Consider the following 14,279-nt stretch of genomic DNA (forward strand, 5'->3'; position numbering starts at 1 on the left):
TTATTCTGCCTTTATTAGCGCTGCGTTATGTTGGCCGTGTGATCTCCATGCTGAGCAGCTACCGTCATCGTTTTAGCAAAGCTATCGAAGCGGAATGTCAGATTGACCCCAATGATCCTTATGATTTGAACAAACATCTACCAGAGGGCAACCTTGAACAGCGTAACCAGCCTATTTGGAAGACGGTGATTTACAGCCTAGGTATTATTATTGCTACTATTGCCATGATATTTGTGGGTGCCTTTATTATAGATATGATGGGCGCAGCAAGACCGCATGGCGATTATCCGAGTATGGTCGATAAGCTTTGGCGCTTATTTAGTTTGGGGTGGCTGTAAATACATTAGCAATCTATCGAGCATGGCTTTTTTATACCAGTTAGATAAGATTTGCATGGCTATGCCAAGCTATTTTGCGGTGGTTGAAATATTACCGCTGTTGTCTGCTATCTTTTTAACGGCTTCGGCTTTAAATTCGTCACTGTAGGTTCTCATTTTCTTGGTCATGGTAAACTCCTGTTATTACGCTTAGTTTACCAAGTTTACTTGTACGGTTTCTTCAGCATAGCTCATTCACTTATAAGGAGCAAATCATGGAAAACTTAAACGCAGCACAGCCAGTAATCGAGCAATGCAATCATATATCGCAGCTACTGAGTATCAAAGATGTTGGCAATTATACTGGTCTTAGTCGTTCTACGATTTATGAGATGGTCAATGAAAAATCTGATCGTTATGATCTAACGTTCCCTAAAAAGGTACAGCTTACGAAGGTTAGGGTGGTGTGGGTAGCAAGTGAGATTGCTGAATGGATTAATACTAAGATAAGCCAGCGCTCAGCGTAGATTTATATGACCGTCCTAACTGTGAGAGTGGGGCGGTATGTTTTTTTAGTGGGTTTTACAGTTTGGTAAATTACATCAGGTTATTTGAGACTGTCTCACGTATTTTTTTGTTTGAAGCTATCAAATAAGTTCTAATTAATTTGTAAACTAATAGCCCTTTGAATAATGTAAGTTATTCAAAATAATAACTTGCCGCTTATCCTATTAAAGAAGTCATTCATCTGCTAATAATAGGTCAAGTAATATCTCTGTGTAATAGTGTGTTTATTAAGTAACAAAAACTATTTAAACACTTAGAGGTATACCATGAAATTTAATAAATCCCTACTGACTGCTACTTTACTTGCCGCTGCTAGTTTGACCGCTGTTTCTGCAAATGCTGTTACAGCCGCTCCGGCTAATTTTGATGTCACTCTAGAAGTACTCGCTATGTGTAACATTACAGCAGGTACTGCTTCAGATATCGACCTCGGTAAAGTTGATGATGGCTCAGTGAAAACTGGTAGCAATACGATCGCCGTGGCGTGTAGCTCTGGAACAACCTATGATATTGGTCTAACATCAAGCACGGACGAGACTGATGGTACTGGCACTTTAACAGGAACTGGAACACCTATCGGTTATGTATTAACTCAAACTGCGGGTGCAGATGGCACACCTTGGGGCGATATCGTCGACACCAACACTATGGCTGGCACAGGTACTGGTGTGACCACACCTGTTACTCATACTGTATATGCCACAACGACTACCTCGACCGACGTTGCTCCGGGTACTTATGCTGACACCGTTACTGTTAATGTAACTTATTAATAATTATGTCAAATTTCTCGCTACGCCGTGTTGCGATACGCGGTATTTTTTCTGGTTTACTGTTATCTAGCGGTGTGGCAATGGCGAGCGGCCTTCAGGTCTCTCCTATTTCATTAAGCTTGCAAGCCAAACAAAATGCTAGCGGCCTGACGCTCAGTAATACTGGTAACGATGTAGTACAGGCGCAAGTGCGTGTCTACCATTGGTCTCAGGATGACAAAGGCGATCAGCTTACCGCATCACGAGGATTATTGGCCAGTCCGCCAATGATTGAACTGCAACCGGGTGAAAAGCAACTCATCCGGATCATCCGTGCCTCTGCGCCACCAAAAGGTGTGCAAGACAGCTATCGGCTATCGATTGACGAACTACCTATCAAATCTGCCGAGCAAAAAACAGGATTGCAGTTTGCGCTGAGCTACTCATTACCCGTGTTTGTAAATCCGGTTGGGATTACTGAAACCACTCCAAGATTGCAATGGCGCTACAGCCCCAGAGCAGATGGCGAGCAGATAGATTTACATGTTAGTAATAGTGGTAATGGCCATGCACAATTAGCGGGTCTAAGTCTTTTGGATGCTGCTGGCAATAGCGTTGATATACATCCAGGTTTACTAGGCTATGTCTTACCAGGTGCCAGTATGCACTGGACGCTGAAAATACCGCCCTCCGCCCTTAAGACTAGCGGTAAATTCAAGGTGATGATCAATGGTACTCAGACGACACAAGACCTCACGTTGGACGTCGCCCCTCGCTAAAGCGCTGTTGCTACAAAGTGTGGCAGTGTCGGTCAGCCAGGCGGCCGTTGCAGATGATGTCCCGCCTGCTGTCTCTACTTCACAAACTACTCCTTTTGATAATAGCTTTACCCAACTCGGCCTCAATGAGGATGCGAGTCAAACGCGTGGCTTGGATTTATACCTAGACGTGACTCTCAATGGCGCTAGCGCGGGCTTGGCGCATTTTGATTATCGTGAAGACCAACTTTGGGCGAGTGTCGCGGTATTGCAGCAGCTAGGCTTTATCGTCCCTCCCGGTATTACAGATCCCGTACCACTCAACAGTTTTGCCAATATAAAAATAGACTATAACGCACGCATGCAATCGGTGAATATCGTAGCGCCTTTGAGCACACTTAATCTAAACACTACGGTGTTAAATAGCCGCGATAAGCGTCGCACTCAAGCTAGCTCTTCGCCAGGGGTGTTATTGAATTACAACCTCTATGGCTCAAGGGCAGAGAACAACTCAACCAATCTAAATGCTTTTACCGAAGTTCGCGCCTTTAACTCCCGTGGTGTCTTAAGCTCAACTGCACTGACGACAGGTAACCGCTTTTCTAATAACAGTGACAATAATGGTGATAGTAGCCGAGACTGGGACAGTCGAACCGTACGGCTAGATACCAGTTGGAGCCAGTCATTCCCTGACAAGCTAATTACGGTTCGTGCTGGTGATATACTTACAGGCGCACTGTCATGGACGCGGTCTACGCGTTTGGGTGGTCTACAGATTGGTAGCAATTTCGATCTGCAACCTTACATGACGACGACTCCACTGCCTTCATTCTTTGGCTCCGCCACTTTGCCTTCAGCGGTAGAACTATACGTCAATGGGCTAAAGCAATATAGCGGTGACGTACCTGCTGGTCCCTTTGAGCTAAATACAGCCCCTAGTATCAGCGGTGCAGGTAATGCTCAGCTAGTACTGACCGATGCATTAGGTCAAAGCTCTACGGTTAATTTTTCGCTTTATGATACCCATCGACTGCTACAGCCAGGTCTGTCCGATTGGTCGTTAGAGCTTGGTGCTGTACGCGAGAATTACGGAACCAAATCTTTTGATTATGGCGACGATATCGCCGCCTTTGGTACTTGGCGTTATGGGGTGAATAACCGCTTCACCGCTGAGACTCATGCCGAAGCGACCAAAGATCTTGCTAATGCAGGGATTGGTGGAACGTGGATATTAGGAGGTCCAGGCGGTGTTTTGTTTGGCTCATTAGCAGGCAGTGAGAGCCAAGGACAAGGCGGTGCACAATATAGTGGCAGCTATTTATGGAATAACAAGCGCTTTAATATTGGTCTTGATACACTAGGTACTAGCGGCAATTACCGTGATGTGGCCACCCAATACGGATCAACCCCCATACGCCAGAGTAATCGATTTTCAACAGGTTATAGCACTCAATCTCTAGGTAACTTTGGAGTAAGTTATAACGAAGTGGACTATGCTGAGGAAGAGTCCGCCCAGTTTGCTAGCGCCTACTGGAGTAAATCCTTTGGTCGACGCTTCAACCTAAACGCTAGCTATAACCACGATCTCAATGAGTCTGCGAATAACAGTGCCTCGATCGGTGCATCATTCTCGCTAGATCGTAATATTTCATTTAATAGCAGTATTCAACATACAGATGATCGTAATGATTTTGTGGCTGATGTATCACGGTCAGCTCCGAGCGCTGGTGGTATCGGATGGCGAGCACAGGCCAGGCACAGTATCGATAACAGCATAGGTGATAATGACAATAGTAGCGGATTAGCAGAGCTAAATTATCTAGGACGTTACGGTCAAGTACAAGCAGGTATAAGTAGTTACGATGGTAATCACTCTACCTTTGCTAGTGGCACAGGCTCTCTAGTTATGATGGGCGGCGGTTTATTTGCGGCACGCCAAATCAATGATGGCTTTGCCGTAGTATCTACTGATGGCATCGCCGATGTACCCGTGTTACTACAAAACAATGTTATCGGTACTACTAATAGTCGTGGTCTATTGCTGATATCACCGCTGAACGCTTATCAAGAGAACAAGATTGGTATTGATCCCATGGACTTACCTGCTGATCTACGTATAGATAAAGTAGCGCTTGAGGCTACACCAACTGACCGCGCTGGTACTCTGGTGAAATTCGACATTACAGAAGCGCGCTCTGCCTCTGTTATTTTGACAGACAGTGAAAATCAACCGATAGAGATTGGCAGTCAAGTGCGCTTGACGACTAAGAAAGATGCGCCGTCGGCTATCGTCGGCTTCGATGGTGAAGTATATTTAGACACATTGGATGAGCATAATACATTAAAGGTAAGTACACCTTCTGGTGATATATGCACTATTAGCTTTGATTATTATAAACAGGATGATGACATTCCACTAATCGGGCCGTTCATCTGTCAGAAGGTACAATAATGAACATCAATATACTTCAGTGGCGTTATAGCCTATTTTTAATATTATTATTACCATTATGGCTATCAACCAATGCGCAGGCCGCATTATCTGTGACATGCAAAGCAGGCATGAATACAGCAGTGGGAAGTGCTGGTATCGTGAACTTTGGTACGATCACATCTGCTAACGCAAATAATGCCAATACTACAGGTACGCTGAACTATAGTTGCACTAATACTGGTGATACCGCTGGCTATGTGTCGGTTTGTCTAGCGGCTGATGGTGGTGAATATAATAATACTAATGTAAACGGACGTTACCTGCAGAGACCTGGTAGCGGCTCTAATCGCCGACGCCGCCTTAATTTTACTATGACGTTATCTGGAGGGCAGCTTTGGAGCACACGTGGTAGAGATGGTTCAGAATATAACTCAGGAGTGCTCGCTATCGGGGCAAACTCAACTGTAACAGGTAGTGAGGTTATTAACTTCTCTATGGATGGGGGGAATAATAACGCTACACAAGGGGTCTATACCAACAACTTTGGCAGCGGCAATCATACTGCCTTAACGTTTAGAGCAAGCGAGAACTCAGCTGGTATAAACTGCGCAACGGGTGCACAAGGATTAGATAGGTTTCCATTTATAGTTCAGGCTGCTATTGAGCCCAGCTGTACAATCACTGCTACCTCCAACGTCAACTTAGGTAGCTATTCAGCAAATGCGACTAATATTACAGGCAGCAATAGTAGTGCGATTACTGTTAATTGTACCAATGGTGGTTCCTACTATATCGGATTACAACCATCTAACAATAATACAAATGGTGCTGGAGTCATGAGCGGACTCACTAGTGGCAACGCAGATAAGGTACCGTACCAGTTACGCTCTACTACTGGTACTGGTGGCACGATATGGGGCAATACTGCTACTTCTACTACTGTAGGAAATGGCGTGGCAGATATTGGTACCGGATCGCCTAAATCACATGAAGTATTTGTTACTGTTCCGAGCGCTGATTTTAGACCAGACAACTACTCTGATACGGTTACCATCAAAGTCAACTATTGAGAGAATTTTAATAATAATTAACGATAGACATTTTTAGAGCTTCACTTATTCAAATAAAACTCAGCCATGCTATCGAGTTGCGTCTTAATTTCTTTCCAATGCGGCATGACCTGAGTGAGCAGTCGCCAGAATCGGTCACTATGATTGTATTCAGCAATATGACATAGCTCATGCAAGATCACATAGTCGATACATTCTTTGGGTGCTTTAACCAAATGCGGATTGAGGACTAAGTTACCTTGAGTCGAGCAACTGCCCCATTGTTTTTTCATCGATAGTATCTTGAAGGTAGGGGAGCTATTTACCCAATTAGCTTGAGGTAATACGGCAGCAAGGCGCTCTGCAAATACCGTTTTAGCTTTAGACTGATACCAACCATCTAACAGTGACTTAACTTTATTGGTTCTCTCGCTACCGTCACTGGCATTACTATCATCATGAGTTAAGGTAACCGTTAGCTTGCCACGAATAAGCTTCACACTAGCGACTTGCTCAGGGTCGACAATCACCTTTAACACATACCTGCGTCCCAAATAGAACTGGGTCTCACCACTGACATAGCGTCTGGGTAGTACGTGGGTTTTCTGATTGGCAAAGTCTTGCACGTGCTGCCATATCCAACGAGCACGCTTTTTTACTGAAGTATCTATAAACTCATCTGTTACTTGCGTTGGCACAGTCACCACCACCCGTTGATCAGGATGTACTTTAATACGTAGCTTACGAGCTTTGTCTTTACGTATTACCTCATAGCTGATTTTGTCTTGACCGTAGTAGAAGTGACGCCACGTATCATCAGCTCTAGCAAGCTTACTATTGCTAGGCGTGGCATGAACAGACACGCTATCATTACTTACTGTCTTGTGCTCTAAGCTACTTGCCATGACTAGTTTCCCCTAGAGATACCATGGCGAGTGATATCTATCACTTTATCAGACAGCTTTTTAGCGTTATCGGTACCGATGGCCTTGAACAATAGCTTTAGCAGTCCAACCCTGATATCTTTTTCCATTTGTGACGGATTCAGTGAGTTCTCTGCCACTGCTTTATTAACGACTTCATCGATATCATAGGCACAGCTCACCAGTAACTCATTGTCTAAGTCGTTTTCTGCTAGGAAGCTTGCAGTAAATAAGTGTTTGAATAACCCAAAGTAGGCTTGTGCATGCTTGTTATGTTTACCTGACTCATCTACAAACTCATTAGGAACATCAGGCACTTTGCGAGCTTTGACGTCTTGTTCAAAGTCAGCAAACATCATGTACTGCTTGACTGGTGCATCGAACATGGCCTTAGCATCTTCAATGGCTTTTTTGAGGAGTTTGGAGAAGTGTTCTTGCGCATAGGGATCATCAGCCAAATCTTGCTCAATCATCTTAGTGACACGGCTGGTAATCTTATCCGTTTGGTTACGTGCTTCATCATCACTCAGCGCTTCAGGCTTAATGTCTTTGCCCATATTGCCGACTAGGTAAGCGCCTTTAGGCTCTCTGACTTCTATGCCTGCGATATGTTTGTTGAGTAGGATGCGAATATCGTCTTCAAACTTATCAAAGTTGATGGTTTCATTGGCATCTTCACGCACTTGTTTACGCAGTTCAACGAAGGCCTTTAAGTCCTTTTTATAACGATCTCGCTTACCCTCAAAGAAGCTGTCTTCAAAGTATGAAGCAGACTGTAATGCTACTTTCATCACGTTAGTAAACTCAGTTAAAGCGGCATAAAAGTCATCACGCTTTTTAAGGCGTGTATCGATGAATACGCCCTCTCGTTCTTCTATTTTAGGCGATAAGGACTGGCGTAAAGCGTGTCCATCTTGCTTATTGATAACATCAGAGAAAATGCCCCAGACCTTTTTGTGCAGCATAGGCAGTTTTTTGTACTCAGAGTCCATGGCATGGTACATACCAGCTAAGTCTTCAATGTCAAAGCCACCTTGGGTACGCTCAGCAAGATCCTGGTATTTTTCAATAGTGATATCTAGCTCTTTTAAGATACCTCGGTAGTCAATCAAATAACCAAATTGCTTTTTAGTATGTAGTCTGTTAACCCTAGCAATCGCTTGAATCAGGTTATGACTCTTTAAAGGCTTGTCGATATACAGCACGGTGTTTTTGGGCTCATCAAAGCCGGTCAACAGCTTATCCACCACGATCATAATATCGGGACCAGCATCCGTGCTAAAGGCGTCAATGATGTCTTTAGTATATTGGGTATCGTCCATACCATATTTGGGAGCGACGTTATCCTGCCACCAGTTTTGTACGATGTCTTTACTCTGGGCATCGACGACCTCATGTCCTTCACGAGTATCAGGCGGTGACATCGCCACTACTGAGCTGACCTTACCAATGGTATCTAAGGCTTGTTTATAGCGAATGGCAGACACTTTTGAGTCACAGGCCAGCTGACCTTTTAAGCCTTGTTGTCTGAAGTTTTGAAAATGATCGGAGATGTCATGAGCGATCAGTTCAATACGGCCTTCAACTTGATAGACTTGTCCTTTTTTAGAAAACTTACGTTTGAGATCCGCTTTTTGATCGGTCGTCAGTTTTTGAGTAATACGGTCAAACCATTTATCGATAGCGACATCATTGGTATTGAGCTCAGGGATACGCTCTTCGTAGAGTAGGGGTGTGACGGTTTTATCTGCCACGGCTTGCTGCATGGTGTAGGAGTGAATGATAGTGCCAAATTTGTTTTCGGTCTTATCATCTTTTAATAGTGGTGTACCAGTGAAGGCAATAAAAGCAGCATTTGGCAAGGCTTGCTGCATACGGATATTGTTTTCACCGTTTTGGCTACGATGCCCTTCATCAACTAAGACGATGATGTTTTCACTGGGGTTATAAAAGTCATCGTATTGCGCAGCCGCGCCAAATTTATTAATGATAGAAAATATAATACGCTCATTGGTCTTGCCAATCTTTTTCGCTAAGTCTCTGCCTGATAACGCTTTTGCTAGGCGGCGATCTATATCACTTAGGGCACCTGCTGATATAAAGGTACGCGCGATTTGGTTCTCTAAATCCACACGGTCAGTGACCACAAACACACGGCATTTAGCCAATTCCTCAAGCCAAATAAGTGCCTTGGATAAGAACACCATAGTGTACGATTTTCCACTACCTGTGGTATGCCAAATAACGCCACCCTCACGTCTTCCTTGCTCATCAAAATTACTGATGCGCTTAACTAGGGCCTTAATACCAAAGACTTGCTGATAGCGCGCTACGATTTTACCTGCTTTACTATCAAACAGTGTGTAGTAGCGGGTCATATCCAGCAGTCGATCTGGACGCAGTAAGCTTATGATCAGCCTATCTTGATCCGTCACAGCTAACTCGCCAGCATCAAGCAGTGATTGATATTCACGCTTATCAAAATCGCTACGCTGCGCAAACAGGTGGTCGATTTGAGCGTCATCTAAGCGCTGGTTTTTTAATTGATAAAACTCAGTCTCGCTGATTTCTTCTTCAATCCACTTAGACCAAAACTTTTCAGGGGTGCCGCAAGTAGCGTATAAGCCTTCATGACCATTCACAGCAAGCAGCAGCTGACTGTAAGCAAACAGATGCGGGATGTACTTTTGACCTTGATTGCGGATGTGCTGCGAGATGGCTTGTGCATTGGTCGATTGATGCGGATTGTTTGAGTCAGGGCGTTTGGCTTCTATGACCACCAGTGGTAGCCCATTCACAAAGCAGACAATATCAGGAATGACGTTACCCGTCGCATCAGCGTTTTGCACGACCATCTCTTCGGTCACGTGATAGGCATTGTTTTCAATATGCTGCCAGTCGATGAGTTGAATAGTCGGCGAGGCTCTTTTGCCTTCGATAAACTCAGTGACGTTGACGCCATAGAGTAGGGCGTCATACAGCTTCTCGTTAGCTCGGGTTAACCCTAGATTCATAGCAGGGTTTAGCTCGCTAATAATTTTATCGATACCGGCTTCAGATAAATGATGCTGCTGACCTTCGAAGGGAAAGGTTTGACGGGTTAAGTACTCACGTAATACAGGCAATAGGATGACTTGATTGCTACTATTGGTTGCTGAGTACGCTGGGGTCTGTACTCTAGAGCCTCTAGGATTACGCAGCTTCAAGCACTCTTCAGGTGAAAGATAGCGATAGCCCAAATTCATTAGTAGGGTAAGAGCAGGGATTTTGGCGCTAAATTCTTCTTTAAAGTTGATGCTGGGATTGGTCATATCTGCCCACTTAAGACATAGCGTTTGTTTTTATCGATTGTAGCCGATACTAGCATAAAAGACGTCATAAAAAGGCAACAAAAAACCGCCAAGGTTGCGCGTTACCCAAAGGGCACTAAGCGTGACGGTTATGTTGGGTATAGGTTAGTTGATTGCCTTTGCTGTGTCAATATAGGTTAATAGAAACTAAAAAGCAAAAACTTAAAAAATTAGCCTCGAGATCTGAATGCTTTAAAAGTGGGGAAATATGCAGGTCATGGGACGGTGTTCTTTAAGACTCTCTATATCCACTACTAAGCAGTTTATAGAGAGAGATATTAACAAGAGTACATTGATGCCTGTTCTTGTATAATATACTATGTTATACACATTGTACCCCTATGAAGAGCTAAAAGACTCAATAAAGTTGTCAGGTCACAATGCTAAAAATTGAGTAGGTGTAAAAGATGAATACAGACCCACAAGTAGATATCGATATCATTAATAATATGTTAGTTAATGAGCATCGAAAAGTTAGCAATCCCTTTAAATTAAAAAGGTTGCGTAACGCTATTATTGCATTTAAAAAAGAGGATTACCTTCAAGGTATTTCTCTTGATGCGAGCTATCGTGTGTACATTAATCAGCCAAAAAAAGGCTATGAGCTTGTAAAGGATGCCATCAAAAAACATGGTAATCACTTTATTTTAGCTCATGCTCTATTTGCTTGTGCCAATGAGTTAGGAGATTGGCCACTTGTTAAAAGTGCGCTTGAAAATATCTTAACACTCGATGTGAGCGATATTGATAAGCATGACTTCTTAGATATCTATAATCATCAAAGTATAATGAATATAGATGATTCAGGGAAATTTTATAATATCTTAGAAGATTTTTATGCAATCGAAGAACAGCAAAAAATTAAAGATAATTTTGCAATGACAGCCAATATGTTGGTAGAACATGACGTCTCTATAATGACTTTTAGAAAGATTCTAAAGGTTGCAATAGCTCAGATTTACGCGACTTATTCCCTTAACTTTAATGTCCTACTAAGTGATCAAAAGGATTTACAATTAGTATTCTCAAGCGATTATTGGTCTATTGAAGACACCATTGAGATGACTACACTTATTAATGACGCCATTCTTGCGATTGATGATGATGACTTTCAAGTAGAGGCTGATGAAGTAGAGGTGTTCTGCATTAACTTCTCTATGGATAAGCTACCAGAAAACTTCAGCATTTATAACGATACTGATGATGATCTAACCGGTTTAATAAAAAGTCGTATGAAAGACACCCCTAAGCCTAATCTTGAGGTCTTGGATGTCTGACGTTATCGAGCCTACGCCTTTTAAGGTAATGCTAACCTCAGAGTCGAAGAAAGAATGGGACAAAACTGACCATAGTATTCAAAGTCAACTCAAAAAAAAGCTTCAAAAAGTTCGTTACAATCCTATAGTTCCTAAAAATAAATTAAGCGGAATGAATGATTGTTATAAGATTAAGTTAAAACGTGCAGGCTATCGTTTAGTCTATCAAGTGGTAGACGATACTATACAACTCATCGTGTGGGCAGTAGATAAACGAGAGGATAGTAAAGTCTATGACAGTGCTTTGAAAAGACTTAGTTCTATTGTTGATAGTGAATTAGTAGAAATGAAGTTAGATTCTTAGTTTGTAGGCTGGGCTTTTAACTCAGCCTACTCAAAATCATGTCTTAACCTCCCCATCAACTCGTACCCGTTTCTTACCCGTCAACAACACCTGCATCAGCGCCTTTTTCTCTTGCTGCAAATCAGTCAATTGCTGCTCAAGCAATTCAATTTCTTTATCGGCAGTGGTTAATACGGTGGCGATTTTTTGTTGTTCAGTTTTATCTAAAGGATATTTAAAGTCCCTTTCTTTCAGCTCTCTCATATGCCTACTATATCCAAGGTTAGGAATATCAGCGTTCAATAATATGTAATAGGCAAATTTTGCATGTAGACTTTCTGCATTTTTTAGGACTTGTGTACCATCTGCACCTTGAGCGAACTCGAAATCAATCCACTTTATGATACGTGTATGATCCCCAAAAACAATTACTGGTATATCTGAATACACTTCATTATTATTGGTATAACCTGAAACCAAACGCTTACCTTGGTCTACGATAGGTAAAGCACCTTCATTTAGATAATCACTAGATTTAATCTGTGTTTTCTTATTATTAGCAACTTTAAATAAATCTTCAAAATTAGAAAATTTCCATTCACCCTCAAACCTTTTCCCCGATTCATCAAGCAAACGCTTTTTACCCGTCAGCAATTGCTGCATCAAGGCTTTTTTCTGCTGCGTACTATTGTCAATTAAACGCTCGGTGGCGCTAATCGCTTTATCCCAAGTGGATAGAGTTTTGGCGATTTTTTGTTGTTCTGGGAGGGGTGGTAGAAGTAAATTAAACTCATTAATTTGTGTTGAACTAATATGAGGAACAGCTGTTTCAGTTTGAACGCTTTTAACGTACTGTTCAAATCGGAAGCTTGAAAAATGATGCTTTATAAGATCTTGGCACAACGTAGGTAAAGAACGTATTCTCGAAACACGCTGAACTAATAAGCATGGCAAGTCTTCTTGCTTTACTTCAGCAACTTTCAAGCCTGCCGTAATCCAAGTTCTATCCATAGCAATTATGAAGTCGCTTACTTTTAAGTGATATTTTTCAAGCGACTCATAATCATCCTTTGACCAACGTTTCACATTACGCCATCGTAGTTTATTTGGCTCTATATTATCGCCTCTTAGAAGCTTAATATCATTTTCATCATTGCTGTAAAGAGCACTTTTAAATGCAAATCCATTTAACAGGTCTATATGTTCTCCAAAAGTTGTTTTCGTCCACCCATTAGGCACCATAACCCAACTCCTTTAAAAACCCTGCCATCTCAGTCTCTAAACTTTCCAATTCAGCCTTTAACTCAAGACGCTCAGAACGCACCGCATCTAAATCAATCTCCGCCTCTTCCTCAAAGGTATCGACATAGCGTGGAATATTTAGGTTAAAGTCATTTTCTTTTATTTCATCAAAGCTCGCTAGATAAGCATATTTATCGACGCTTTCTCGCGCTTTATAAGTTTCGATGATTTTATCGATATTATCACCGGTAAGCTGGTTTTGGTTTTTACCTGATTTAAACTCATTACTGGCATCGATAAACAGTACGGAGTCATCAACTTTACCACTGACAGGATCAGTCTTATTCTTTTTAAACAGTAGAATAGCCGCTGGAATACCGGTTCCAAAGAATAGCTTTTCTGGTAGACCAATCACTGTATCGAGTAGGTTCTCTTCGATGAGCTGCTGACGGATTTTGCCTTCACTGGACGCACGAAATAGTACGCCATGCGGTACGACCACACCCATACGACCCGTGTCATTCTTCAATGTCTCAATCATGTGGGTGATAAAGGCATAGTCGCCTTTGGTCTTCGGTGGTACACCGCGATGATAGCGACCGTGTGGATCATCCGTTGCATCTTCATGACCCCACTTACTAAGCGAGAAGGGCGGGTTAGCAGTGACCACATCGAAGCGTAATAGATTGCCTTTGTCATCGAGCAACAACGGATGGCGCAGGGTGTCGCCCCATTCGATGCGGTGATTGTCTTCCCCATGCAAAAACATATTCATCTTTGCCAGTGCCCATGTCGAACCAATCGCTTCTTGGCCAAACAGCTCATAGTTTCTGCTGCCAGAGTTTTTACGCGCCATGGCTCCGCATTTGATAAGCAGCGAGCCAGAGCCACACGCAGGATCGCAGATGGCATCACCCTCAGCAGGCTCTAAGATAGTTGCTAATAGAGTAGACACTTCAGGCGGGGTATAGAACTCGCCAGCACTAGCACCAGCATCGGCCGCGAAGTGCTTAATCAAAAACTCATAGGCATTACCAATTACATCCAAGCTACCGACCCGAGACGGGCTGAGGTTCATGACGTCTTTGCCATAGTCTTCGAGCAAGTGACGCAGTAGCTCGTTTTTCTTCTTCTCATTGCCTAGTCGGTCAGTATTGAAGCTAATGTCTTGGAAGACGTTTTTTAGCTTATTGCCATTGGCTTCTTCAATCGCATGTAGTGCCTCATCGATACGCTGACTGTAGTGGCATAATAAAATTGGACAGCTTCTAAGAGGTTATAATAACCT

12 protein-coding genes and 1 pseudogene are annotated in these 14,279 nt (G+C 42.8%); 8 read left to right on the top strand and 5 right to left on the bottom strand.

Translation table 11 applies throughout. The annotated features are described in order from the left end of the window. On the top strand, positions 1-338 hold a 338-nt coding region (locus ACT3TU_RS11485; protein ID WP_444784392.1), incomplete at its 5' end, for a hypothetical protein. Between the two features lie 9 nt (positions 339-347). Here ACT3TU_RS11485 and ACT3TU_RS11490 read toward each other — a convergent pair. Further along, positions 348-506 (bottom strand): annotated as a pseudogene (locus ACT3TU_RS11490) (transposase); the annotation flags it as partial. Positions 507-592: 86 nt separating this feature from the next. Between ACT3TU_RS11490 and ACT3TU_RS11495 the strand changes: the two are divergent. The 5 genes from ACT3TU_RS11495 to ACT3TU_RS11515 all read left to right on the top strand — a co-directional run bounded on the left by ACT3TU_RS11495 (position 593) and on the right by ACT3TU_RS11515 (position 5,898). Continuing rightward, the gene (locus ACT3TU_RS11495) at positions 593-844 is read left to right on the top strand and encodes a helix-turn-helix transcriptional regulator (RefSeq protein ID WP_444784393.1); all 252 of its coding nucleotides are present in this window, start codon (positions 593-595) and stop codon (positions 842-844) included. A gap of 306 nt (positions 845-1,150) precedes the next feature. Next, positions 1,151-1,657, top strand: a complete 507-nt coding sequence (locus ACT3TU_RS11500; protein WP_444784394.1) for a spore coat protein U domain-containing protein — start codon at positions 1,151-1,153, stop codon at positions 1,655-1,657. A 5-nt stretch (positions 1,658-1,662) separates the two neighbouring features. After that, positions 1,663-2,415 carry a fimbrial biogenesis chaperone gene (locus tag ACT3TU_RS11505; RefSeq protein ID WP_444784395.1) on the top strand — a complete coding sequence of 251 codons (753 nt, stop codon included), beginning with the start codon at positions 1,663-1,665 and terminating at the stop codon, positions 2,413-2,415. Next, positions 2,366-4,846: a fimbria/pilus outer membrane usher protein gene (locus ACT3TU_RS11510; RefSeq protein ID WP_444784396.1), complete on the top strand. Its 2,481-nt coding sequence runs from the start codon at positions 2,366-2,368 to the stop codon at positions 4,844-4,846. Before ACT3TU_RS11505 ends, ACT3TU_RS11510 begins: the two co-directional genes overlap by 50 nt. Beyond that, on the top strand, positions 4,846-5,898 hold the full coding sequence (locus ACT3TU_RS11515) for a Csu type fimbrial protein (protein WP_444784397.1): 1,053 nt from the start codon (positions 4,846-4,848) through the stop codon (positions 5,896-5,898). Before ACT3TU_RS11510 ends, ACT3TU_RS11515 begins: the two co-directional genes overlap by 1 nt. A 41-nt stretch (positions 5,899-5,939) precedes the next feature. On the opposite strand, the gene ACT3TU_RS11520 is transcribed toward ACT3TU_RS11515, so the two are convergent. Together ACT3TU_RS11520 and ACT3TU_RS11525 are read right to left on the bottom strand one after the other, a co-directional pair. Beyond that, positions 5,940-6,782 carry a M48 family metallopeptidase gene (locus tag ACT3TU_RS11520; RefSeq protein WP_444784398.1) on the bottom strand — a complete coding sequence of 281 codons (843 nt, stop codon included), beginning with the start codon at positions 6,780-6,782 and terminating at the stop codon, positions 5,940-5,942. 2 nt (positions 6,783-6,784) lie between these two features. Beyond that, on the bottom strand, positions 6,785-10,111 hold the full coding sequence (locus ACT3TU_RS11525; RefSeq protein ID WP_444784399.1) for a type I restriction endonuclease subunit R: 3,327 nt from the start codon (positions 10,109-10,111) through the stop codon (positions 6,785-6,787). Between the two features lie 446 nt (positions 10,112-10,557). Between ACT3TU_RS11525 and ACT3TU_RS11530 the strand changes: the two genes are divergently transcribed. Both ACT3TU_RS11530 and ACT3TU_RS11535 read left to right on the top strand, forming a co-directional pair. Beyond that, positions 10,558-11,427, top strand: coding sequence for a hypothetical protein (locus ACT3TU_RS11530; RefSeq protein WP_444784400.1), 870 nt, complete (start codon positions 10,558-10,560; stop codon positions 11,425-11,427). Beyond that, entirely contained in the window at positions 11,420-11,770 is a 351-nt protein-coding gene (locus ACT3TU_RS11535) for a type II toxin-antitoxin system RelE family toxin (RefSeq protein WP_444784401.1), read from the top strand. The genes ACT3TU_RS11530 and ACT3TU_RS11535 overlap by 8 nt, the downstream gene beginning before the upstream one ends. Positions 11,771-11,806: 36 nt before the next feature. Here ACT3TU_RS11535 and ACT3TU_RS11540 read toward each other — a convergent pair whose 3' ends face one another. Then, the gene (locus ACT3TU_RS11540; protein ID WP_444784402.1) at positions 11,807-12,991 is read right to left on the bottom strand and encodes a restriction endonuclease subunit S; all 1,185 of its coding nucleotides are present in this window, start codon (positions 12,989-12,991) and stop codon (positions 11,807-11,809) included. Next, positions 12,981-14,249, bottom strand: coding sequence for a type I restriction-modification system subunit M (locus ACT3TU_RS11545; RefSeq protein ID WP_444784403.1), 1,269 nt, complete (start codon positions 14,247-14,249; stop codon positions 12,981-12,983). The genes ACT3TU_RS11540 and ACT3TU_RS11545 overlap by 11 nt, the downstream gene beginning before the upstream one ends. Positions 14,250-14,279: the final 30 nt, after the last annotated feature.

Source organism: Psychrobacter sp. AOP3-A1-26 (assembly GCF_052378235.1).
Taxonomy (GTDB): Bacteria; Pseudomonadota; Gammaproteobacteria; order Pseudomonadales; family Moraxellaceae; genus Psychrobacter.

What these genes read in the sequence shown, in the direction of transcription:
- ACT3TU_RS11515 (WP_444784397.1), top strand. Translation starts at nt 4,846, where the DNA reads ATGAACATCAATATACTTCAGTGGCGTTATAGCCTATTTTTAATATTA.
- ACT3TU_RS11525 (WP_444784399.1), bottom strand. Translation starts at nt 10,111, where the DNA reads ATGACCAATCCCAGCATCAACTTTAAAGAAGAATTTAGCGCCAAAATC.
- ACT3TU_RS11495 (WP_444784393.1), top strand. Translation starts at nt 593, where the DNA reads ATGGAAAACTTAAACGCAGCACAGCCAGTAATCGAGCAATGCAATCAT.
- ACT3TU_RS11520 (WP_444784398.1), bottom strand. Translation starts at nt 6,782, where the DNA reads ATGGCAAGTAGCTTAGAGCACAAGACAGTAAGTAATGATAGCGTGTCT.
- ACT3TU_RS11540 (WP_444784402.1), bottom strand. Translation starts at nt 12,991, where the DNA reads ATGGTGCCTAATGGGTGGACGAAAACAACTTTTGGAGAACATATAGAC.
- ACT3TU_RS11530 (WP_444784400.1), top strand. Translation starts at nt 10,558, where the DNA reads ATGAATACAGACCCACAAGTAGATATCGATATCATTAATAATATGTTA.
- ACT3TU_RS11505 (WP_444784395.1), top strand. Translation starts at nt 1,663, where the DNA reads ATGTCAAATTTCTCGCTACGCCGTGTTGCGATACGCGGTATTTTTTCT.
- ACT3TU_RS11500 (WP_444784394.1), top strand. Translation starts at nt 1,151, where the DNA reads ATGAAATTTAATAAATCCCTACTGACTGCTACTTTACTTGCCGCTGCT.
- ACT3TU_RS11510 (WP_444784396.1), top strand. Translation starts at nt 2,366, where the DNA reads ATGGTACTCAGACGACACAAGACCTCACGTTGGACGTCGCCCCTCGCT.
- ACT3TU_RS11535 (WP_444784401.1), top strand. Translation starts at nt 11,420, where the DNA reads ATGTCTGACGTTATCGAGCCTACGCCTTTTAAGGTAATGCTAACCTCA.